15 protein-coding genes are annotated in these 23964 nt (G+C 41.3%); all 15 read left to right on the top strand.

Annotated features, from left to right (window positions below):
• The first annotated feature begins 294 nt into the window (after positions 1-294).
• The 15 genes from AC5RDS_RS04780 (at position 295) to AC5RDS_RS04850 (ending at position 23863) form a co-directional block, all read left to right on the top strand.
• Entirely contained in the window at positions 295-2403 is a 2109-nt protein-coding gene (locus tag AC5RDS_RS04780) for a thioredoxin domain-containing protein (protein ID WP_368318313.1), read from the top strand.
• 741 nt (positions 2404-3144) lie between these two features.
• Positions 3145-4317 (top strand): FecR family protein, encoded by a 1173-nt coding sequence (locus AC5RDS_RS04785; protein WP_195457918.1) that lies wholly within the window; start codon positions 3145-3147, stop codon positions 4315-4317.
• Positions 4318-4400: 83 nt separating this feature from the next.
• Positions 4401-7865 carry a TonB-dependent receptor gene (locus AC5RDS_RS04790; protein ID WP_087381386.1) on the top strand — a complete coding sequence of 1155 codons (3465 nt, stop codon included), beginning with the start codon at positions 4401-4403 and terminating at the stop codon, positions 7863-7865.
• Between the two features lie 7 nt (positions 7866-7872).
• Positions 7873-9333 (top strand): RagB/SusD family nutrient uptake outer membrane protein, encoded by a 1461-nt coding sequence (locus AC5RDS_RS04795; RefSeq protein WP_118404719.1) that lies wholly within the window; start codon positions 7873-7875, stop codon positions 9331-9333.
• Positions 9334-9367: 34 nt separating this feature from the next.
• Positions 9368-10204 (top strand): DUF4465 domain-containing protein, encoded by an 837-nt coding sequence (locus AC5RDS_RS04800; protein ID WP_494222233.1) that lies wholly within the window; start codon positions 9368-9370, stop codon positions 10202-10204.
• Between the two features lie 360 nt (positions 10205-10564).
• The gene (locus tag AC5RDS_RS04805; RefSeq protein WP_175315669.1) at positions 10565-11413 is read left to right on the top strand and encodes an RNA polymerase sigma-70 factor; all 849 of its coding nucleotides are present in this window, start codon (positions 10565-10567) and stop codon (positions 11411-11413) included.
• 183 nt (positions 11414-11596) lie between these two features.
• A complete protein-coding gene (locus AC5RDS_RS04810) occupies positions 11597-12175 on the top strand; it encodes an RNA polymerase sigma factor (RefSeq protein ID WP_013612541.1) in 579 nt (192 codons plus the stop codon).
• A 53-nt stretch (positions 12176-12228) separates the two neighbouring features.
• Positions 12229-13365, top strand: coding sequence for a FecR family protein (locus AC5RDS_RS04815; protein WP_013612540.1), 1137 nt, complete (start codon positions 12229-12231; stop codon positions 13363-13365).
• Between the two features lie 136 nt (positions 13366-13501).
• On the top strand, positions 13502-16804 hold the full coding sequence (locus AC5RDS_RS04820; RefSeq protein ID WP_013612539.1) for a SusC/RagA family TonB-linked outer membrane protein: 3303 nt from the start codon (positions 13502-13504) through the stop codon (positions 16802-16804).
• 11 nt (positions 16805-16815) lie between these two features.
• Entirely contained in the window at positions 16816-18243 is a 1428-nt protein-coding gene (locus tag AC5RDS_RS04825) for a RagB/SusD family nutrient uptake outer membrane protein (protein WP_013612538.1), read from the top strand.
• Positions 18244-18254: 11 nt separating this feature from the next.
• The gene (locus tag AC5RDS_RS04830; RefSeq protein ID WP_013612537.1) at positions 18255-18965 is read left to right on the top strand and encodes a DUF4843 domain-containing protein; all 711 of its coding nucleotides are present in this window, start codon (positions 18255-18257) and stop codon (positions 18963-18965) included.
• A gap of 11 nt (positions 18966-18976) precedes the next feature.
• Complete coding sequence (locus tag AC5RDS_RS04835) at positions 18977-20542, top strand: PKD-like family lipoprotein (RefSeq protein WP_215658374.1); 1566 nt, start codon at positions 18977-18979, stop codon at positions 20540-20542.
• A gap of 4 nt (positions 20543-20546) precedes the next feature.
• Entirely contained in the window at positions 20547-21761 is a 1215-nt protein-coding gene (locus AC5RDS_RS04840) for a thioredoxin family protein (protein ID WP_157741847.1), read from the top strand.
• 254 nt (positions 21762-22015) lie between these two features.
• Complete coding sequence (locus AC5RDS_RS04845) at positions 22016-22561, top strand: RNA polymerase sigma factor (protein WP_013612534.1); 546 nt, start codon at positions 22016-22018, stop codon at positions 22559-22561.
• Between the two features lie 132 nt (positions 22562-22693).
• Entirely contained in the window at positions 22694-23863 is a 1170-nt protein-coding gene (locus AC5RDS_RS04850; protein ID WP_494222234.1) for a FecR family protein, read from the top strand.
• The last annotated feature ends 101 nt before the right edge of the window (positions 23864-23964 follow it).

Below are 23964 nucleotides of genomic sequence, written 5' to 3' on the forward strand. Positions count from 1 at the left end.
TCTGACAAAATTACATTAAAAAGCCCGAATCAGGAAACATTTATTCATTTTTACTCTTTCAAATAAATCGATTATTTTAATTTCTCTTTTGATTTTTTCTAACCGGCCGCATCAGTCGCCTATCGTTTTTGGGAGACTGGGTTTTGTAAAAAAAAGAGACAACAACTCTTAATAAAATGTTAGAGGACTATCGTGAATATCACAAATATAGGTTAAGATGGAAGAAATTAGACCTTAATTGAATCCCATTTTGTAAATTGCATCATCATTTACCAAAACTATTTAAATCATATTATGAAAAAATTAATTCCTTTGATGATGTGTTTGGTGCTAAGCGTAATGGCTTTTGCGCAAACGGGAGTGGATTTCCAGCATCTGACATTTGATGAAGCATTAGCTAAAGCTAAAGCAGAAAAGAAACTGGTTTTCGTTGATTGTTACACAACTTGGTGTGGTCCATGTAAGATGATGACAACAAAGATTTTCCCGATGAAAGAAGCCGGAGAATTTTTTAATCCTCGTTTTGTCTGTGTGAAATTCGATATGGAACAGGGAGAAGGGAAAGAACTGAAAAATAAATTAGGTGTGCGGGCTTATCCTTCTTTCTTTATTATCCGTCCGGACGGAACAGTACAACATGCTGTCGTCGGTGGAGGTGAACTGGAACCTTTTATCGAAAGAGTAAAGAAAGGGTTGAATGAAAAGACTTCCTTGCTGTATCTGAATCAACAGTACGAAAAAGGAAAAATGAATAAAAAGCAATTATTGGCTTATAAGGTCGCTTTAGATGATGCTTACGATCAGAAAAAAGCAGAGCAGGTAAAAAAAGAATTACTGTCTCAGATCACCGAGAAAGATAAATTGAAAAAAGAATACTGGCCCTTGTTTGAGGACGGTACTTGTACGGTTGGAACTCCCGATTTTAATTTGATTTTGGCCAATATTCCGACCTTCGAAAAAAATATAGGGAAAGAAAAATTGGATGAATTTTTATTCTCTGCTTATAGCCGGGCTTTATTTCCACACCTTAATAGAAATAAAGAAAGACAAACCGTATCTTTGGATGAACTGAAACAACAGATCGGTAAATTGGATTTTCAGAAAAAGAACGATTTGTTGTCTTTATGTGATATTGCCGGCTTGGTGGCTCAGGGAGATGTGAATCAGTTGGTATCTAAAGTGGAAGAAAAGGCTGCTACATTGACCGGAAACGATTTATCGTCTATGCTGATGGCCTTCGGAGCTATGCAGGATAAAGCGACTAAGGCAGATTATAACCGTATGGTTGCTGCCGCTGAAAAAATGATGGCTAACCCGGCTAATAGCGAAATGAAAAATTACCTGGAGTATTATGTGGAATCCTGGAAGAATTTAGCTCATGTAGGGGTTAATTTCCAGGACCTGACTTTTGAACAGGCAGTAGAAAAGGCTGCTAAGATGCGTAAACAGATTTTTGTCGACTGTTATACTTCCTGGTGTGGGCCTTGTAAATATATGAGTAACACTGTTTTCCCACAGGAGAAAATGGGAGATTATATGAATCCGAAATTCATTTGTGTTAAATATGATATGGAAAAAGGAGAAGGACCTGAATTAGCTAAAAAATTCGGTGTTCGCGCTTATCCTACTTTTGTCATTCTGAATACGGATGGAACCGTGCGTCATAAATTTGTCGGCGGTGGTGAACCGGACCGGTTTATCGAACGGGTAAAGGATGCTTTCGACGATAATAAAGCAACCGGTGTACTGGAAGCAAAATATGCAGAAGGAGTCCGGGATAAGGAATTCCTGGTTAAATATGTGGAAAGTTTGATTTCTATGTATTCTCCGGATGCTTCGAAAGTAGCTGCAGAATTATATGGACAACTCACCGATGAAGAGAAAGTATCGTCTGATTATTGGTTTATTTTCAATAATCCTGATTTAGCTCCGGCAGGCTCTGAAGCTTATGAATATTTGTTGGCCAACCGGGAGAAGTTTGCACAAAATAATACGGAAGAAGCTGTCGATAAACGACTGTCCAGCGGGTATCAACGTAAATTGATGATGATTTTCTACGGACGGGATAAATCGACAACAGCTGCCGACCTGGATCAGATGAAGAAAGAGATTGTCGGTCTGAAATTGAAAAATGAAAAATCATTGGTAGGGCAGATCAATATCGCTAAAGCACTCTTAGCCAATAATCCGAATCAGCTGCTTACAGTCTGTGAAAAAGAAGTGAATAACCTTTCTCCGGAAGAATTCCCATTCTCGATAATTGCCGGAGCAAAAGAAAAAGCTACTCCTCTGCAGATCAACCGTTGGAAAAAGATCGGTCAGAAACTGGTAGCCAAATGTGAGGATAAAGACATGGCAAAGCAAATGGAACAATATATCGAATCTATGTTTGCTAAAAAGTAGGTAAATAGTTCTGTCCGAAATAGAAGCGAAGCTGTGTGAATCGAGCATTCACACAGCTTTTCTTTTGAATTTTTAGAATTAACTATGAACTCCTTGCTTTCTAATCCTCTAAAAAGCATTATTTTTGTTTTTCATTGGCAGCTTAGGATGAAAACAAAAAGAGGAAATATTCATAGAACAAATAAAGCATAAAAAAGTCGAGGAAAAATATGCTGCTTACAGACAGTTGCATCCTGAGAAGCCGGAACTGGACGATTATGATGTCATGGAAGAAGAGATCTATCGATGGCTTTTCAAGACGATAGACGAGTTACCACCCCGTTGTAAAAAAATATTTTTACTGCATTTGGATGGAAAGAAACAAAGGGACGGGGGTAATGTTTCATTTTGGGGATTCAAAATAAAAAAAAATCAATTTTACTTCACCCATTTTTACTCCTTTCCTGTGTTTATTATGAGTAGTTTATTACCAAATAAACGTTCGTTTAATTTAGTTGAAAGTCTATAAAGTTCATAATGTTTATAAATTTATTAGACCCCGCAGGCTCCTGGTTAATCGACAATGAAGCAGTATACCCAAAGAATAGGATATATTGCATTGATTGTCAGTAATTTTATTCTCGTTTTCTTTTCTCATTTTTCTTTATTTAACGGAAGTGTAGTTTCCAATAATTGTCTATTATCCATTATCATCTGTCCGTTATTCTTTCTGCGGAAACCCACAAAAAGAATCGAACCTTTATGTTGTTGTTAGATTCTCAAGAGCTGGAATACCTATTGGAACACCTTGGACATCCTGAAACTTTGAAAGAGAAAAAATTTCAGGAATGGTTGCTGGATAATGATCACCGACTGCTGTTTGAAAGAGTGAGAGACTATCGGGAAGCTTACCTCAGAGTGGATAAAGGGGAGATGATTGACTTGGCAAAAGAGTGGGAACAGTTTGAAGTAAATGTCCAAAAGAAAAGCAGATGGGGAATGAGGAGAATATGTGTCGTTGCTGCCAGTGTCCTTATATTCCTCCTGATCGGTACGCTTTGGCAGCCGACAGAAATAGAAACGGTGAAGGTGGTCCGGGAGGCGGAATTAATCGGTAAAAAAAGTGCGGAATTGATTTTAGCTAATGGACAGCGTATCGATTTGGAAAAACAAATTGTCGAGCTACGGGAAGAAAATGGCATACACATCAGCAACTCTACTCAAAGTTATTTGGCTTATCGGCAGGATACACTTACTTATACCGTCGATTCCTACGAAGAGTTGGTTTACAATACGGTGAAAATCCCTGCCGGTGCCGACTATAAAATATATTTAGCCGATGGTTCCGAAGTTTGGTTGAATTGTGGTTCCGAATTGCGTTATCCGGTAAAATTTGTGGGGAACGAGCGGCGGGTATATTTGCGCGGAGAAGCATTTTTCGAAGTGAAAAAAGCGACGGAATGGCCCTTTATCGTAGAAACGGAACACATGCACATACAAGTGACCGGAACCCGTTTTAATGTGAAATCCTATCCCGAGGAAGAAATTGTGCATACAACTTTGCTGGAAGGAGCGGTGACGGTTACCGGACCGGAAAACAAGATACGTGCTTTCCGGCTTTTACCTTCCCAGCAGTTTTCTTTAGATAAACTCACCGGGCAAATCGAGGTGAAAGAAGTAGATACCCGTTTATATACCGATTGGACGGAAGGAATGTTTGTTTTTAGAAAACAACGCCTGGAAGAAGTAATGAATACGCTTGCCCGTTGGTACGATATCGAAGTGTTTTATAGCGGCGCAGATGTGAGGAATTTACGTCTGTCCGCTAATCTGGGGCGTTACGATCATATCGATACCATACTCGAACTAATCCGGGCCATGGACAAAGTGGTTGTGGACAGGAAAGGCAATGTAATCACATTCAGTTGGAAATAAAAAATAAGGACCGGAATCGGCGTCAAAAATTTCCGGCCCTTCTTTAGTTAATAACATAGTTAAACTTAACCAATTACAAAAGTATGAAGAAAAACCGAAACGGCAGTTTCTCTTATTCGGGAAAATTGTCTAAAGTTCTGCTACGGATGAAGCTTACATTCGTACTTCTTTTATGTGTTATGTCCCAGGTGTTCGCTTTAGCGAGTGCACAAACAGTCAGTTTGAAAAAACAAAATGCTTCTCTGGAAGAAATTCTTTGGGAATTGAAAGAGAAGACACAGCTGGTGTTTATGTATAGCGATGAGGATATTGCTTCGGTGAAAGGAATCGATATCGACATGAAAAATACGCAGGTAGATGCGATATTGAACAAATGCCTGGAAGGTACCGATTTGAAATACGTCCGGGAGAATAATGCGATCGTGATTCGTCGTAGCCGCCAGTCGGAAAATGTCCCGCAGGTACGGATGAGGAAGATTTCCGGTAAAGTGACCGATACGAATGGAGATCCTCTGCCGGGCGTGACTATTTTGGTCGACGGTACCACCATCGGTGTGGCTACCGATAATGAAGGGAAATATTCCCTGGAATGCCCCGAGGCGCCTGATCTGGCACTAAATTTTACATTTATGGGAATGAAATCACAGAAAGTGACTGTGGGGCCTAAAAATGTAATCGATGTAACCTTGGAAGAAGAGATGAACCGTTTGGAAGAAGCGGTTGCGGTGGGGTATGGAACGACAAAGGTAAAGGATATGACGGGTGCGGTTACCCGTTTGGGAAGTAAGGATATGGAAACGGCTCCGATGGGGGCGACGATACAGTCTATGCTTCAGGGAAAAGCACCGGGAGTAAATGTGATGATCAGTTCGGCTTCCCCGACTTCACCGGTGTCTGTTATTATCCGGGGATCTTCTTCTCTGTCGGGTGATTCACAGCCATTGTGGGTGATAGACGGGGTTCCCGAGTATAATGCCAGCACTTCCGGAGATGTATCCAATACGTTGTATAATTTGAATTTGACCGATGTAGAAAGTGTCGATATCTTGAAAGATGCTTCTGCTACGGCTATTTATGGTTCGCGGGCTGCCAACGGTGTTGTACTGGTGACCACCAAGCGGGGAAAAGCCGGCATGAAACCCCAATTGGAGTTTTCTGCCCGTTATGGAATACAGACTTTGAATGCCAATGATTTTCGGGTATTGACCGCAGATGAGTATATCCGGGTGTCGAAAGCTGCTTGTGCGATGAGTTTGTTTACGAGAGGTTCACTGGACTATTTCACCAAAAAATATGTGGACGAAACTTATTTTAATTCTCACATTAATCATAGCCAGTTTGATTTAAATTCCCTGACCGATGAGTTCTATCTGAAAGATGCTTATGGAAATGGAGATACCGATTGGTGGGATCTGATGACCCGGAATGCTGCTACCCAGGATTACAGTATAGGAATACGTGGAGGTTCCAAAGAATCTTCTTATAGTGCTTCTATCTATTACAAAGACCAGAAAGGTATCGTCAAAGGTGGTAATTCTAAAATGTTGGGGGGTAGTTTTAATTTTGATGCTGCAGTTCGGGATATTGTTCGGTTTAAATTGGATTTGAGAGCTACAGCCCGTACGGCTAATGATAAAGACAATATGATCGGTGAAATTCTCGATATGCGGCCGGATGTGCCTGCTTATAATGAAGACGGAACAATCAATATGATCGATTACTATACGAAAAACCCGTTATTATCACTGATGGATACCGATGAAGCCAAAGGACGGAATTTTTCCGGAACATTAGGATTGGAATGGGATATTATCAAAGGATTGACTTTCCGTACTTCCGGTACGGTTCAATATAATGTGAATAAATACAACACTTATACCATTGCCTGGTATGATGGAGCAGAAAGTTCTGCCAGTGTCAGTAAAAATGAAAGCTATACTTACATGTGGGACAATACGTTGAATTATGTGAATACCTGGAAGAAGCATAGTTTGGTGGGATTGGCCGGCTTTTCTATCGAGAAGTATGAATCAGATGGGTTGGGAGCTTCCGGTAGCGGTTTCCCCGATGACCAGGTTTTGACTAATTTAAACAGTGCTGCTAAAAAGAATAGTATTTCCAGTAGTTACAGTTCTAATACTTTGGCTTCTTTCTTATCACGTTTGGAATATAAATTCAACAATCGCTATCTACTGACCCTGAATTTCCGGGCAGACGGTTCTTCTCAGTTCGGCCCGGATAAACGTTGGGGATATTTCCCTTCCGGTGCGGTTGCCTGGATCATTACCGAAGAAAATTTTATGAAAGATTATTCCAATATCGTTTCTTATCTGAAATTACGGGGATCTGTCGGAAAAACCGGATCACAGAATCTGGGAGCCTATGATTGGCGGACATTAATGGGATCGGCAACCTATAACGGCGCTGCCGGCATCGTACCCTCTTCTTTAGGAAATGATATTCTGCAATGGGAAGAACAGATACAGAAAGAAGTCGGTTTGGATTATGGTTTCTGGGACGACCGGATACGGGGTACTTTGGGATATTATCAGAAAAAAGTAGATAACTTATTGTATAGCGATCCTGTGCCGACTTCCTCTTCTTTCTCTAGTGTTTATCAAAATATCGGTTCATTGAAAAACCGGGGAATCGAGTTCGATGTCCGGGTAGATATTATCAAAAATGCACCAAAAGACCTGACCTGGAATGTCGATTTTAACATTGCCCGTAATCGGACAACCCTGGAAAAGTTAAACAGTTCAGACGGTTATTTCGGTGGCGGAGCTTATGATTATTTTAAAATAGAAGAAGGAGGTGAAACCGGGAGATTCTACGGCTATAAAGATGCCGGTCGTTTATTTATGACTAATGAAGAACTGGTCGGTTTGAAGACCATCGATCCGAAAACCGGAACCCTGAAATATTATCGGGACGATTATAATTATGAACGTCAGGGAGATGTGTATATTATGGATCTGGATGGGGACGGACAAATCACGGCAGACGGGGATCGTACCGTGATCGGAAATGCTAATCCGGATTTCTTCGGAGGATTCGGTAGTACGTTGTATTGGAAAGGATTGATGTTGAATGCTGTATTTTCTTATTCTGTCGGAGGGGATCGTTTTTGGGACGAAGAAAAAAATAGTTCAGGAGATATGAATGTATATAATACTTCTAACCGGATATTGGATTCCTGGACGGTGAATCCCGGGGTAAATGCATCTTATCCACGGGCGATGTATTATGGTTGGGGGAGTAACAGTATTATTACCGACCGATATATTCACGATGCTTCCTATCTGCGGATGACCGCATTGAATTTATCTTATCGTTTACCGAAACACCTCTATAAAAATAGTATTTTGAATGCAGTGGAATTCACTTTCCAGGCCACAAACCTGTTTACCTGGACGAAATATCCGGGTATGGACCCACAGGGGAATTTTAGTACTACTTATAGTGCTTTTTATAACATGGGAATCGACTATAGTACCTATCCTTCTGCCCGTACCTATAATTTTGGAATCAAATTAACATTAAAATAAGCTGAATATGAGAACTTATTCGATATACCTAATCTTATTTTTGGCCGGAATATTGGCTTCCTGCGAAGATTTTCTGGATCAAAGTCCGAAATACAATCTGACCCTGGAAAATGCAGTGACGGATTATAACGGAGCGAAGAATATTATCAACGGTATGTATTCTGTTATTGCGAAATCGTCTAATTTCGGTGGAGAACTGGCTGGAAGGTGGGCTTCGCAGGCTGGAGTATGGAATTATAATAATCCGAATTACAATATGACCTATAAAGAAGGCAGCAATGATTTCGGGGCGATTTGGCAATCTTGGTATGGGTTGGTAAATTCAGCGAATGCTGCAGTTATCGCTTTGACTAATCTGGATGTAAAGTTATATCCTTCGCCCGAAACAAAAGAGGCTTTGATCGCCGAGGCCAGATGTATGCGGGCCTGGGCTTATGCTAATTTATTCTGGATGTTCGGACACTGGTGGGAAGCCGACGACTGTGCTTATGGTATTTTATACCGCGATCAGATGTCCAATCTGAGTAATTTGCAGGTTCCCCGAATCACTGTCGGAGAATCTTATCAGAAAATTTTTGAAGATTTGGAACCGGGGTTGAAGTATTTACCCGATTTTACTACTCCCCGCTATTTATCGAAACAATTGGCACAGGTATTGAAAGCGAAGTTGTTATTGAACCGGGGAGTGATGCGCGGTGATGTACAGGACTTGAAAGATGCGCTGGATTTGGTGCTTACTGTGAAGAAAGATGCTCCGGGTAGCTGGAAAATGGAAGCCGATCTGGCTGAAATGTACGAGAAAGGTTGGGAATCCGGGGAAGTATTGTGGACCCGTTATATGGGGGATATTACCAATTGTGCCTGGAGTGAGTTTACCTATTCTTATGCTATAGGATATAACAATACCTATTACGATATCTTCGACGGTTGGATCAAGGAAGATCCCCGCTATACGGTGGTCATGGACTCGGTTCGGGCTCCGGAAACCTGGGATACAAAAAATGTTTGGGCATTGAAGAAACTGTATCACGGAGGACGGAACGATACTCCCGATGCTCCTTATACGGCTTATTATTTTCGTTATGCCGAACTTTATCTGATGGAAGCCGAATTGAAAGCCCGGCTGGACGATTATTCCGTTGCCGATGCTTTGGCTCCGCTGAATGAAATGCGTTCCAAACGAACCAATCCGGTATTGCCTGCTTTGTCGGCTTCTTCTAAAAAAGAATTGTTACGGACGATTTTCCGGGAGATCTGTGTGGAACAATTCCTTGAAAACGGGAGCGAATACTTTGCATCTTTACGTTTTATCAATGATACCGATGCCAGTCCGGCTCAGAATAAATCCTGGATTTATACGTTGAAACAAGATGTTGATTTTTCGGCAGATAAATATTGCTGGCCGATTCCCGAAGCCGAACGATTGAAGAATAAACTGGTGGATCAGAATCCGGGATTAGGGAAATAGAAGTTGAGTTATTTCTGTGTTAAAATTTGAAATTATGAGAAAATTTTTAGCTGTAATCATGATATGGGCAGGTTTGAGTGCCTGTTCCGACGATAAAGATGTTTTGGTAAGCATCCCGAATGATGTGACGATGAATGAATTGGAACTGGGACGTTTTACGCATCGGATTCCGGATGGCGGTTTTACTTCGAAAGCTGCTCATACAAATGGAGTGAAATTTAATACCGTCAAGAATTCGGATGGCACGTATAGCGGTTTTGCCTATTCGAACCGTAACAACCGTTCTTTCACCTGGACGGCTACTCAGGAAGCTTTGGATTCCAATATCTATAGTGTATATACCCGTTTCCCGAATGCCAATGAAATTTATGCCGTCGCTTGTGTAAAAGACGACGATGCTTATTTTACCTTGGAAAAACCTGCGGTTGTAGAACATATACTGGTAGCTAACACTACTTATGCCTATCTGGCAATGGTGTATGGGGATCAATACGGTACGCCGGAAGCTCCTGTAGCCAATCCGAATATCCCCGGGAGTGCCGACAAAAAAGGAGTATGGTATTCTAATGTCCCCGGAGGGGTAAAGAAATTAGTCGATGAGGACAAGGATTATTTTAAATTGATTATCAAAGGATTTAAAGATAACACACCAACCGGAACGGTAAACTTTTATTTGTGTACACGTAAAGGTGATCCTGAAAATCCGGATTGGAGCAGGGTGGTTAACGATTGGTATCCCGTAGATTTGTCTGCTTTGGGTGTTGTCGATAAAATAGTTTTCGATCTCGAATCTACCGATATAGAAGCAGGTACCGGCCGTATGCGGACTCCGGCCTATTTCTGTCTGGATGGAATCCGGATTCAGGAATAACCTTTTTTCAGTTATCTATTCTGTCTGGAAAAATGATCTCTAGGCAGAATAGATGATTGGACTTCTCCGTATTCGAATGACTTATTGGATATATTTATGGATATTCCGGAAAAATTCAGCGTAGTAAAAAGTTTTATAAATTTCAAAGACAAGATAATATACATCTTTGGATTCAAAGTAAAAATAAAGCGATTATAAATAATGGCAGTTATATGCTGAAATAGTGGATGGTATATGGGAACTTTGTACTTAGATTGTTATTTAATAATTTTTTGTAATACTAATTTTTTTCAATTTTTCTTCACCCATTTTTAGGCTTTTCCTGTATTTGTCCATTATCATCTGTCCGTTATTCTTTTTGTGAAAATCCGCAAAAAGAATCGGGCGAATTATATATACTTCGATCTACCCTTCCAATTGGATCAATATGGAAGAAAAACAACTGAAAGAGTAGATTGCCTGGTATATTCTTTTGCGATTGTGGATCTGATGAGCAAGGAGGTGACCGTCCACCGGAATGTGATGGGAAAATGTGTCGTGGCTAAAGGATACGATTCTGTGATTTTTTATATCGGGGAACCTTCTAGAATAAATACTTTGTTAATATCCTTAAAAAAATTATATTTGCACGTAAATCAATATTTCGGCAAAGATAATATGTTAGGATATATAAGTGAACGTGAGTTTAAGCTACAGTTTGAAGATTCGTTTAAGCGGTTTTTCAAGCCATTGTGTTTTCATGCGATGAGCTTTGTGAAGGATGCGGATATTGCCAAAGATATTGTACATGATGTTTTTCTGACAACATGGGCGCAACGTAGAAAAATAGATTTTACTCAACCGATGTTGCCTTACTATTTGAGTCTTACCCGCAACCGTTCACTGAACTACCTGGATCATTTGAAAGTAAGGGCCCGGCACGAAGAGAATGAATCGTATAAAAATCTGCTCTATGCCGAGACTGATTATTCCGAACATGAAGAATTGATCCGGCAAATTATGAACCGGATCAATCAGCTCCCGGATCGTTGTGGAGAAGTGATGCGGCTGTGTTTTATCGAATGTAAAAAATATAAAGAAATTGCTGAAATACTGGGAGTTTCCGTGAATACTGTCAAGACTCATATTTCGTTGGGACTCAAAATTCTTAGAAAAGAGTTTCCTGCTTCTCTATTATTTGCATTCTTTTCGCTCAGGCGCCTGAGATAAAAAAACGAAACAAAGGGACGGGGGTAATGTTTCATTTTCCTTTTCTACGTTCTCGTCGGTGAGCATCCTTTTTATCCATTATTACTATTGTCACTAAGTAATGGGGGCTGGACTGATTTTAGTTTAGAGGAGAGTTGTTTTTTATTTTTTTCTTTATATTTGTCACACAATCGGAGGAGAAGTATGCGTGATAATGAACGATTTATAATAGACCTGAATAAAAAAAGAGAAACTGCCTGGCAGCAATTGTACGAGGAGTTTTATCCGGCATTGTGTACTTATGTGGCCAAGCTGACCCATGAAAATGTCGGAGTGGAGGATATTGTTCAGGAGTGTATGATCGGGTTATGGGATTCTTCCTTGCAATTTCCGAATGTCAAATCTTTGGCTGGCTGGCTTTACAAAGCAGTATACAACAGGGCTTTGAATATGATTCGTGATCGGGACAATGCCCGTCGGCTATTGGGAAATTATACTTCCGAGATTTCCTATACCGAAGAAATGGCTATCGATTTGGCCATTGAAGAAAGTGTGATCGCAAAATTCCGTTCGGTCCTTTCCGAATTGTCCGATCAACAGAGACAAGTTATGAATTTAAGCCTCGAGGGCTTGAAAGTTCGGGAGATCGCACAGCTATTGGAAGTTTCCGAAAATACAGTGAAAATGCAGAAAAAGCGGGCTTATGCCTATCTCCGTGAACGCATGGGAATGGTATGGGGGATTTTGTTGTACTCTTTCTTTTCAGATTTTTTTAAATATTAGTTATTTTCTGTTACCCGTTTTTTGATTTCATGTGTTTGTATAATAAAAAGGGTATGAATACATGGAATGATATATATGATTTTTCTGAAAAGGTTCTAAGCTATATTTTACGGAAGAAAGAAGAAGAGTACATTCAGCCGGATCAGGATAGTCCGGTTGAAAAGATGGCAGATAAGTTAGGAAACTCAGAAACTTTGGCAGAACGATTACAGCAACAATATCGTTATGATCCTATTCGGGCTTACCGGAAATTAAAGAACTATAGACGGAGAAGGCGTATTCGCCGTTATAGTGTGGCGGCTGGAATTTTATTGGTTTTAGGACTAGGATGGGGATGGTTTCACCAGAATAGTCCTGGCGATCCCCTTTTACTGACTCAAACTATTCAACCCGGTGGTAAAAAAGCAGTATTAACCCTGGCTGACGGTTCCGTTTGGCATATCGGAGATTCGGCAATGCTTATACCTACTGCACAAAATCATATCCGTATCGATTCCAGTGGTATGCTTTTACAGGCAGGGAAAGAGGGGAAAACGGAAAATACCGAAACCTACCATCTGTTGTCTATTCCCCGGGGAGGAGAATTTACAATGACACTGGCAGACGGAACGCGAGTGTGGCTGAATTCCGAATCAGAACTTCATTTTCCGTTGCAATTCGGTGGTGAGCAACGGATAGTTCAATTGACAGGGGAAGCTTATTTCGAGGTTGCAAAAGATGCTGCACATCCTTTTGTTGTAGAAGTGTGTGATTCTAAAATCCAGGTATTGGGGACCGGTTTTAATGTACGTTCTTATTCGGAAGAAGGGCAAATAGTGACGACATTGGTCGAGGGAGCGGTGTGTTTCGAATCTATAGAGGATAGGGTTATTTTGAAGCCCGGCGAACAGAGTATTTTGGATAAAGAGGGGCAACTTCAGAAACGTGTAGTTGAGGTTTATCCTTTTGTAGCCTGGAAAGAGGGGCGTTTTATTTTCCGTAAGCAGCGGTTGGAAGATATCATGGTCATGGTGAGCCGGTGGTATAATGTCGAGGTTTATTTCGAAGACGACGAATCTAAAGAGATTACCTTTTCAGGGGGTATGATGCGTTATGAAGGTTTCGAGGCATTGATGAAAATGATCGAAACGGTCGGGAGCATAAATTGCACCATAAAAGACAATACAGTTTTTATAGCTAAAAGAAAATAAAGAAAGACGGAATATTGGCACTATTCCGCCTTTCAACCGGCTAAGCCGGAAATGTTTCATTATAATTTACAAATTTATGAAAAAAAATGGAATCCGATGTCTTCTTTTTCAAAGAAGATGGTTAAAAACGTATTTAATGATGAAGTTTTTAATCTTGTTTTTGTGTATTTCTTCTTTTCAGTTGTCTGCGAATGTGTATAGTCAGATCGCAAAGGTTTCTTTGGAGGTAAAGAATGCTTCATTGGAGCAGGTGATTCAGTTATTAGAGAAAGAATCGGGCTATATTTTTCTGTATGAGGATGCCCAAATCGAACAGGTACAGGATTTGGAACTGAACTTTAAAGATGAGGACCTGAAAGTGGTGTTGGACGAATGTTTGCAGAATTCCGGTCTGACTTATAAACTAATGAATCATACCATTGTGATTTCGCGTAAAAATATCAATGATCAGGTACGCATGACTCCCACAAAACTTTTGCTTCAAGGGATTGTGAAAGACGCAGATGGCCATGTATTGCCAGGTGTTGCCGTGGTATTGAAAGAAACGACGCTGGGTGTCGCTACGGATGTAGAAGGTCGGTTTACCATTGAATTACCTAAGGCCGACAGTATCGTTTTGGTATTTTCGTTTGTCGGTATGCAAACCAAAGAAGTAAAGTGGAGGGGAGAAAAAGAGCTGAATGTGGTATTGGAAGAGGCGATAGCTGAAATGGACGAGGTGGTGATTACCGGTTATTTCCAGCGGAAGAAAGATAGTTATACAGGAGCTGCCACTACGTTTTCGGGAGAGAAGTTGCGGGAGATTTCTACCGGAAATATTTTGTCGGCCTTATCGACGATAGACCCCTCTTTTAAATTGATGGAGGATATCACAGCAGGTAGTGATCCGAACCATATACCTGAATTTCAAATCCATGGCAGTGGCAATCTGAAGTCGGATTATGAGAATTCGCCTAATATGCCGACTTTTATTTTGGACGGTTTCGAGGTGTCGGCGGAAAAAATTTTCGACTTAGACCCTAATCGGGTATCGAGCATTACCGTGTTGAAGGATGCGGCGGCAACTGCTATATATGGTTCGCGGGCGGCGAACGGGGTTGTCGTTGTAGAGACTAAAGCTCCGGAGATGGGAGAATTGCGTGTTTCTTATCATTTTTCCGGTGATTTTAATTTTGCTGACCTGAGCGATTACAATCTGATGAATGCATCGGAAAAATTGGAGTATGAGCAATTGGCCGGACTTTATTCGCATCCGAATATCGGAATGAAGGAAGAATTGCAGGAGGCATACAATGAACGTTTGAAGTTGGTTCAGCAAGGGGTGAATACCGATTGGATGAAGAAACCGATTCATGCGCTTGGTTTCAGTCATAAGCATTCTTTGTTGTTGGAGGGGGGGGATGCCCGGTTGCGGTATGGATTAGACCTGAATTATCAGAATAAAACAGGTATAATGAAAGGTTCCGGGCGTCAAAATATCGGTATCGGCATTAAGTTGCAATATCGTTATAAGAATTTGCGGTTTATGAATAATTTAACGTATGATCATGTGAAACAGAAGGATTCTCCTTATGGCACATTTTCGGATTATACCTATATGAATCCGTATCTTTATCCGTATGATGAAAACGGTCATATCAAGCAGGTATTGAAAATCGGTGACGGGGAGGAATATGCATTGAATCCTTTGTATAATGCTTCATTGGGTACGAAGTTCGAGACTACCTATCAGAATTTTATTGACAATTTTTCCGTAGAATGGGATGTTTTAGAGGGATTAAAATTGAAGGCAGCCGTGTCATTGAATAAGAAGATGACGGTTGAAGACCGTTTTTTACCTGCCGGGCATAATTCTTTTTATGAAAAGGATTTGAAGGGCAGTTATGAGAAAAAAGTTACGGATGATTTCTCGTATGATGCGAATGTTATGGCTGCTTATACGAAAGAGGTGAACCGTCATTTATTCAATGCTACTTTTGTCTGGAATATCAAAGAAACGAAAAACGACTTGTTTACTACCACGGCTTATAATTTCCCGAATGACAAGATGGACCATATCGGTATGGGGGTAGAGTATCAGGACGGCGATAAACCGAGTGGTGATTATGAGGTCAGTCGTCTGATGGGTGTGGTAGGAAATTTTAATTATGGGTATGATAACCGCTATTTAGTAGACTTTTCGGTTCGTAGCGATGGATCTTCTGTATACGGTTCATCTAAGCGGTGGGGGACGTTCGGTTCTGTAGGTGTTGCCTGGAACCTGCACCATGAGAAATGGTTGGCTGAAAATCCGTATGTAAATGAATTGAAAATCCGCGGTTCGTGGGGGACAACCGGTGGTCAGAATTTCTACCCTTTCCAGGCGATGATGATGTATTCGTATAAGGAATCGGCTATTGACGGATTGACCTATGATGATTATATCGGGGCGTTATTGAAGGCTTTCGGTAATCCGGACCTGAAATGGCAGCAGACAGAAAAGTTGAATGTTGGGGTTGATTTTACTTTATTGAACAGTCGGTTGAGCGGTTATTTCAATATTTATAAGGATGTATCGAAATCGGTATTGATTGATGTGTTGCTGGCTCCGTCTGTCGGTTTTGCTTCTTATAAAGACAACCTGGGCGAGATAGAAAATAAGGGATTGGAATTAAATCTCCGGGGTGTTTTGCTAAAGGATGCTGACAGACGTATGCAGTGGGATGTGTTCTTTAATATTGTGAAGAATAAAAACCGGTTAATGAAGTTGAATGATGCACTGGCAGCTTATAACAAATCCCAGGATGATGAAATGAATGGGGAGATAGAGGAGGGGAAAACCAGAGCTCCCATGGTGCGTTATCAGGAAGGTAAATCCATCAATATGATTTGGGCGAACGAGTCCATAGGTATCGACCCTAATACGGGAGAAGAAGTATTTATTGCGCTGAATGGCGATAAAGTCAATAAATGGAGTACGGATAATTATAAACCGTTAGGATGCAGCGACCCGAAATTTGAAGGGAATTTCGGAACGATGTTTATGTATAAGGGTTTTCAGCTGAATGCTTATTTCCGTTACAGCTATGGTGCTGATGTGTATAATCAGACGTTAGTGGATAAGGTAGAAAACGTAGACCCGAAGGAGAATGCAGATCGCCGGGTGTTATACGATCGTTGGAAAACGCCGGGCGATGTGGCAAAATTCAAAGCCATCAGCAATACGGAGGCGACCATGCCGACCTCCCGTTTTATCGAGCAGGAGAATTACATTACCTTGTCGTCATTGAATCTTTCTTATCAGTTTGATGCGGGGCGTCTGCGGCATTATGGGATTGAGCGTCTGAAACTGTCGTTAATCGGTAATGATGTATTTCGCGCCTCGACGGTTAAAATGGAACGGGGTACCTCCTATCCGTTTGCCCGGAATTATTCTGTAGCTTTACAAGTAACCTTTTAATTAAGAAGCAAATGAAAAAGTTAATATATTTACCGGTATGTTTGGGGATGCTGTTTTTTTCCGCCGCCTGTGAGAATTGGTTTGACGTGTCTCCGAAATCGGATGTGAAGGCGGAAGATTTGTTCCAACAGGAAAGCGGTTTTCGGGATGTGTTGACAGGTGTCTATTCGTTGATGTCTGCTCCCGAAAGTTACGGACGTCAGCTTTCATTCGGCTATGTGGATGTGCTGGCGCAGTATTATAATATTTCCGGGAATACCCACCGGTATATCAAGACGAAAGATTATCTTTACAGGGAGCCTTATGATAAGGAGGTCTTATCTACGATTTGGAGCCGGCAATACAAGGGCATTGCCAATTTGAATGCTATGCTGATGTTTATCGATGAGCAACGGGGGGTATTTTCGGGTGATGAGGTGTATCGTATCTATAAGGGAGAAATTTTAGCTTTGCGCGGTATGCTTCATTTTGATATGTTGCGGTTGTTTTCCGCCTCTCCGGCAATAGACAAGGAGCGAAAAGCCATCCCTTATCTGGAGTCGTATACTAATCTGCCGCAGCATCAGCTGACGGTGGGAGCTGTTTTGGAGAAGGTCGTGAAAGATTTGAACGCGGCACGTGAATTGATGCGGGAGGTTGACCCCTATGGGCCGAATTATGCGAAACTGGAATCTTTGTATCGGAATCATCCGTTGTTGCGGAACCGGCAAAAGCATTTGAATTATTATGCCGTGACGGCTTTGCTGGCCCGGGTGCAACTGTATGCCGGCAATTTACCGGATGCTTTGGAAGCTGCCCGGGAGATTGTGGGAGAGCCGGGAAGTGAACCCGTCGCACCGTTTTCACTTACTACTGCGGCTGCAACCGATGAGCGTTTATTCGACAGTGAGTTGTTGTTTGCTTTGGAGGAAGGGAAAATGCAGGATAATATCGATGTTTATTTCGGGGAGTCGGTTATAAAAAACGGTATTACTAATAGTTCCACAGCTTTAAGTATCAGTATCAATAACCGGAACAAATTGTTTGCACAGCAAGATCCGGCGGATGATGATTATCGGTTGAAGTTGTGGTTTCAGGAAACCAATTCTGCTACTGCCGTCATGCCGGGGAAGTATGTCAATGTGGGTTGTATCCCTTTGATTCGTTTGTCTGAATTGTATTACATTGCTGCTGAATGTTCGGCCAATCAGGGATTAGCTTATCTGAATACTTTACGTGCCCATCGGGGATTGGCTGCGATGACAGAGGTCACTGACCTGCAAGCGGAGATTGCCAAGGAGTATAGCAAGGAGTTTATGTGTGAAGGGCAGATGTTTTACTACTATAAGCGTTTAGGACTGAAACGTATCGGGGTTTACCGGACGGTAGCGATTGAGCCGGAAGAGGTGTATGTGATACCCTTGCCGGATGATGAATTGGATTTTGGTTTAATAGAATAAAAATGCGGATTATGAAATATTTATATACGATAGTTATGGCAATGCTGGTGTTGGCATCTTGTTCGGAAAACGAACGTATGGTGTATACGGACACGCCTGGCATTTATTTCCCGGATTATGTAGTGGGGGCAGATAGTTTGGTGTATTCTTTTCGAATGAAAGACACGGACCGGGATACGATTCAGATTCATGTCAAGTTGTTGGGAGATTTGTTGGATGAGGCGGGGGAGTATGAAGTCATTGTTTCGGAAAATTCCTCGGCGGTGGCCGGAAAACATTATGAAACGCTGCAGCATCGGTTTACTTATGAAGCTGATAAATCGGTTTCTTCTTTTCCGGTGGTGGTAATGAAACCCGGAGCGGAATTGGATGAGGCAACTGTGATGCTGGAATTGTCGTTGAAAGCGACGGAAAGTTTATCGTTAGGGTATCCTGATCGGGTAAATATGCGTCTGATGATAACCAATCAATTGGTGAAACCTGCTTATTGGGATATGCCATTAGCTCTCTATTTCGGGGAGTATTCAAAAGTGAAGCATCAGCGTTGCATTTTACTTATGGGACATGATTTTCCTTTAACAAAGGAAGAGTTGATAGGATGGGGCGGATTGAATTATTACAGTTATTGGATGCAGCAGGGGCGTGTCGTGTGTGAGTATTATGCAACTCATACGGAATATGATGAAGATGGTAATTTGATTACAGTGTGGAATCCTTTCTAATTTGATGTATTATGATGAAAGTAATAAAATATATAGGAGTGGTATGCATGTTGTCTGTTTTGGCAGGATGTGTGGATGACAAAACGATTGATGAATTCAAGGTGTTGAATCAGGTCACGATAGAGGGGTTACAAGAGCGGTATTCTGTATTGTTATATAATCGTTTACAATGTACGCCGGTCATCCGGACTTCTCAAAATGACGAGAGTAATTTGTCCTACGTTTGGTATGCTTATACTACGACTACCCGTAATGAAGCAGACACATTAGGTCGGGAAAGGGAGTTGGATGTATTGGCAGAACCGTCCATTCTCACCCCTGGGGAAGCCTATACCCTGGCGTTGAAGGTAACAGATAATACAACCGGTGTTTTTTACCGGGAGGAAAGGGAACTTGAGGTGCGTACGCAGTTTACCAAAGGAACTGTTCTTTTGTGTGAAGAGAATGGTCTGGCGGAAGTTAATTTCATCCCAGATGATGAGAGTAATACGGTTCTTGAGGATGTATATGAAAGTGCCAATAAACAACTTTTGGGGAGAAATCCTACCCGGATATTCTCGGTGAATCCGAATGCTTATGCCACTTTTCTGAAACAGGAGTTGATTTTTTGCCGGGATGAAAACGGAGGTGTGGTGGCCAGTCCGCTTTCTTTTGAGAAAATCAAGACGATGAGGGAAGCCTGTGACCATCACTTCGAGGCATCGGAAATGAGTCCGGAATTGTATTATAAAGGGGGTATGATTGATTATATTATTGTGAATGGCATGGTTTGCAAGAGGGCTACTAATATGCAGGCAATCAATTGGGAACCGGGATTGGTATTGATGAACGAACCGCGGGAATATCAGGTAGCCCCCCATGTGTTGGCTGTCGGTTCTAATCCTGTGTTTTTCGATGAGCTGTACGGGCGTTTGATTGTGCACAATCCGTGGAATCAGGGGAGTCTGAAAACGTTTAGTAAAGCGGACAACGATCCGGGGATCTTTGATGGCAGCAATTTGGGGACGGGATTGGAGCTGAAATGCTGGGGTCCTCTTTCAGAAGCAAAGTTGGGAGCCTGGATGCTGTTGTTGAATAAAAAAGACGGCAAATACTGGATGTATAAGTTTTCTTTGTTGAATAACAGTTTCCGCAGCATCAGCAAGATGGAAGTCACTGCTGCTGTTGCACCTCATTTGCATGAAGCAATTGGATTTGCTGCGAATCCGGAATATGAGGATGTTTTGATGTACGCTACGGAAAATGCGGTCTATTCTTTTGCAGTAAATCAGTTGAATGCTTCTACAAGTTCATCATTGGAAGTTCTGCAAAAGGATATGCAGGCCATTGAAAATATGCAGGTAACCGGTATACAGTTTGTGGATATTACGGTGCCGGCTCCTACTGAGTCTGATCCTTCTGCAACTCGGATATCCCAACAGGTGCGCTTGGCTGTGCGGGATTTGAACCGTACGGAACGCCAGGGAGGGGTCGTGTTCTACGAAGTTAATTCCACCGGTGGTATTCACTTGGACAGTGTGTTCAAAAAGACGGGTTTCTGTGATAAAGTCATCGATATTAACGAAAAATATGAGTAACGGAATGAAAAGGGTTTTAGCGTTATTGTATTTTGGGGTCCTGGCTATGGGGAGTATATATGCGCAAGGCATTGAATTTTTTCATGGAACCTATGAGGAAGCACTTCAGAAAGCCCGGGCGGAAGGGAAGCAAATTTTTGTAGATGTTTACACTTCCTGGTGCGGTCCATGTAAGATGATGGCCAAGAATGTTTTTACTCGTCAGGAGGTTGGTGACTATTATAACAATAAGTTTGTTTGTTTAAAATTGGATGCGGAAAAAGAAAGTTCTCACGCTTTTTTTAAGCACTATCAGGCGAACGGTTATCCTTCCTTTTTTTGGTTGGATGCCCGAGGTAATTTATTGGATACTCGTACGGGTTCTGTTTCTCCGGAAGATTTTATCCGATATGCCGAAGAAGCTGCCAAGTCTGATTTAAGTGCCCGGTTGGAAATTGCCCGGAAACGCTGGGAAAGCGGTGAACGCTCTTTGGAGTTGGTACAGGAATATGTGGTAGAACTCCTCCAACGGATACATCCTGACCAGGTAAAGGATTGTCTGTTAAGCTATTTTTCTACCCTTACGGAAGAGCAGTTGCAGCAGAAGGAGAACTATTTGCTGATGCGGGGATTTATGCGCATTCCGGAAGATAATATTGTTTTCGGCTTTTTGAATCGGTATCCGGATATTTATCAGGGGTATGAAAAGGGAGATGATTTTTGGGTGAATATGTATCGTATGATGGTGCGTGCCGGCTCTGCTAATCTGAAGAATCCAGAAAAATACCGAGCCCACCTTGAAATGGTTCGTAAGACAAAATCGTGTTATGCACCGATGTATTTGGAGATTCTGGATATGGAACGAACCTTGTTTGAGAAAAACTTCCAACAAGGTATGGCTTTGGCCAGGAAAGTAGCAGATAAATATGGCGATAAACATCCTTATTTGTATCGTCAGTTTTTTTATACACTCATTATTGCTGGTTTTTTTGACGATTCTGTAACAGATCCGGAATTAATTGAACAAGCCATCGGGATGGCGGGAAAGGCGTTGGAGCATAGTCCTTGTAAGGAGACGTTGCTTTATCTAGCTGCTGCTCATGCCAAAAGTGGGGATTATAAGAAAGCTTATGAACTGATGGCCAGCGAGCCTTTTTTCCCTGCTCCTGTCCTTTCTACGGCACTTTACCCTTATCTGCATCTTCATGCCATTCACGGGCAATATTTAGATAAAAAATAAGGAGAACGAACTAATGCTTTGAAGACGTGTTTTCAGGAGAAGGTATTTTCTGAAACACGTCTTTATTTAGGGATATTCGAAAAAGTTTGTCCGATCAGGTCGGACGAGGGTGCTCCCTATGTTTTAATTGTAATTTCATAATAGATGATAAAAATTTGGCTGGTACTGTTTTAATCTTTAATTTTGTTTGGCTATGAGCGGTTTATAGATCTGTGCCGCTGTATGAATTCTTTTATTAGAATCGTTTTTGTTTTATGTCTAAATATTTTAGAATCAGAGGAATAGAAGAAGATGAGATTTTCCGTAATTTGTTTATAGATTACTATCCATCTCTGATTTCTTTTGCTTTATATTATGTGGGAGACAAAACTATAGCTGAGGATCTGGTACAGGAAGTATTTGTGAAGCTTTGGGAAACCCGGGAACGTTGGAGTGCTGTCGGTGATTTTTCTGCTTATGTTTACCAGATGGTCCGTTTTAAGTGTTTTAATTATTTGCGGGCTGAAAAAATAAGAAATGAAGCAACGCGTTCTTTTACAGAAGAGGTAGATATTACTGAAATCAATAATTATATAGCAGAAGAGACTTTCCGTTTGGTAATGAATTCAATGGAGGATTTGCCTCCTGCTTGCCGGACAGTGTTTTCTTTAACATTAGAAGGTTATAGTGCTAAAGAAATTGCAGAAAAATTAGATATTGCAGTAGAGACCGTAAAAAAGCAAAAGCAGATAGCCAGGAAAATTTTAAAGGAAAAATTTGGAAAATTATTTCTTTTTCTTCCTGCTGTCCTGTTTTCTTAATTCGTTTGTTTTCTGCTATTTACTTTTATCTATCCAACGGTAAGAGCATTTATTTTCACTTTTAACAATTTTCTTTTACCTCCTTTTTGTTTTTGAAGTGTCGTATAAGTGTAATGAATAAATAAAGCTTCTATGGCAGAGTTTAAAAATTATAAGGAAGTTGCTTTTTTATTGTCGAAAGCTGTCCAGGGACAGTTGACCGAAAAGGAGGAGGAAACGCTTGGAAAGTGGCGACAGGAATTTCCGGAGAATGAACTACTGTATCGTCGGGTTCTGACTTCGGAGTTTATCATTTCGAAAAGTAAACAATGGGAACAGGTGGATTTGGTGATGGCCTATCTAAAGGTACGGCAAAAATGTGAACATCGCTTGAGGCGAGTCCGGTTGTTTCAAGTGACTGCTGTTGCTGTTTCGGTATTGTTGCTGTTGGTTAGCGGGCTTTTTTATTTTGTACTGCGGGATAAAAGTGATCGGTATCCGCTCGGGCTGATGACTGAAAATATTTTACCTGGAAATGTGAAAGCGGAACTGATACTTGCCGATGGAGAGCGGATTTTGTTAGGGGGCCCGGGCGTGGATTCGGTATTGATACAACCTGGTGCTGAAATACACACTGCTAAAGAACGTTTGAGCTATATCGGCCGGCAACAGACCGGGAAAATTCAATATAATATTTTACAAATTCCGAGAGGCGGAGAGTATTCGGTGACTTTGCAGGATGGTACGGTTGTGAATCTGAATTCGGCTTCCGAATTACGTTATCCGGTGCGATTTACAGGTACTGAACGGAAAGTATTTTTGACAGGAGAGGCTTATTTTCAGGTAGCAAAAGATAAAGAACATCCTTTTATTGTGGTCACTGGCGAGGCGGAGATAGAAGCATTGGGTACTAGTTTTAATATTTATTCTTATGAAGAGGAGAATCGGATCGAGACGACTCTTGTCGAAGGTGCTGTCCGCTTTGCTGTTGCCGATCAAACGGTTATTTTGATGCCGGGTGAACAGGGGGTGGTTGGAACCGATGGTAATTTGGAAAAAAAGAAAGTAGATGTTTTCCCTTACATTGCGTGGAAAGAGGGAAAGTTCGTGTTTAGAAAACGCTCTCTGGAAGAGGTTATGCATATTATTTCACGTTGGTATAATGTAGAGGCGGTATTTCAAAATGAATCCTTGAAAAAAGTGTCGTTTTCCGGGAATCTGAAACGGTATGATGACTTTGAACATATTGTCAGTATGCTGGAAATGACAGGAGGAATCCGGTTCAAGGTGGAAGGGAGAAAGATCTTTATAACCGAAAAATAAACAGGGACATTCAGTAAATACTATAAAATTAGCCAACTAATTCATACATAAAATATTGCGAATTAGTTGGCTTTTTTGTATCTTTAGGTATTCCCCCGCAA

Source organism: Odoribacter sp. (genome assembly GCF_985060555.1).

Coding starts and splice junctions, on each gene's coding strand:
- AC5RDS_RS04780 (WP_368318313.1), top strand. CDS start 295: ATGAAAAAATTAATTCCTTTGATGATGTGTTTGGTGCTAAGCGTAATG.
- AC5RDS_RS04785 (WP_195457918.1), top strand. CDS start 3,145: ATGTTGTTGTTAGATTCTCAAGAGCTGGAATACCTATTGGAACACCTT.
- AC5RDS_RS04790 (WP_087381386.1), top strand. CDS start 4,401: ATGAAGAAAAACCGAAACGGCAGTTTCTCTTATTCGGGAAAATTGTCT.
- AC5RDS_RS04795 (WP_118404719.1), top strand. CDS start 7,873: ATGAGAACTTATTCGATATACCTAATCTTATTTTTGGCCGGAATATTG.
- AC5RDS_RS04800 (WP_494222233.1), top strand. CDS start 9,368: ATGAGAAAATTTTTAGCTGTAATCATGATATGGGCAGGTTTGAGTGCC.
- AC5RDS_RS04810 (WP_013612541.1), top strand. CDS start 11,597: ATGCGTGATAATGAACGATTTATAATAGACCTGAATAAAAAAAGAGAA.
- AC5RDS_RS04815 (WP_013612540.1), top strand. CDS start 12,229: ATGAATACATGGAATGATATATATGATTTTTCTGAAAAGGTTCTAAGC.
- AC5RDS_RS04820 (WP_013612539.1), top strand. CDS start 13,502: ATGATGAAGTTTTTAATCTTGTTTTTGTGTATTTCTTCTTTTCAGTTG.
- AC5RDS_RS04825 (WP_013612538.1), top strand. CDS start 16,816: ATGAAAAAGTTAATATATTTACCGGTATGTTTGGGGATGCTGTTTTTT.
- AC5RDS_RS04830 (WP_013612537.1), top strand. CDS start 18,255: ATGAAATATTTATATACGATAGTTATGGCAATGCTGGTGTTGGCATCT.
- AC5RDS_RS04835 (WP_215658374.1), top strand. CDS start 18,977: ATGATGAAAGTAATAAAATATATAGGAGTGGTATGCATGTTGTCTGTT.
- AC5RDS_RS04840 (WP_157741847.1), top strand. CDS start 20,547: ATGAAAAGGGTTTTAGCGTTATTGTATTTTGGGGTCCTGGCTATGGGG.
- AC5RDS_RS04845 (WP_013612534.1), top strand. CDS start 22,016: ATGTCTAAATATTTTAGAATCAGAGGAATAGAAGAAGATGAGATTTTC.
- AC5RDS_RS04850 (WP_494222234.1), top strand. CDS start 22,694: ATGGCAGAGTTTAAAAATTATAAGGAAGTTGCTTTTTTATTGTCGAAA.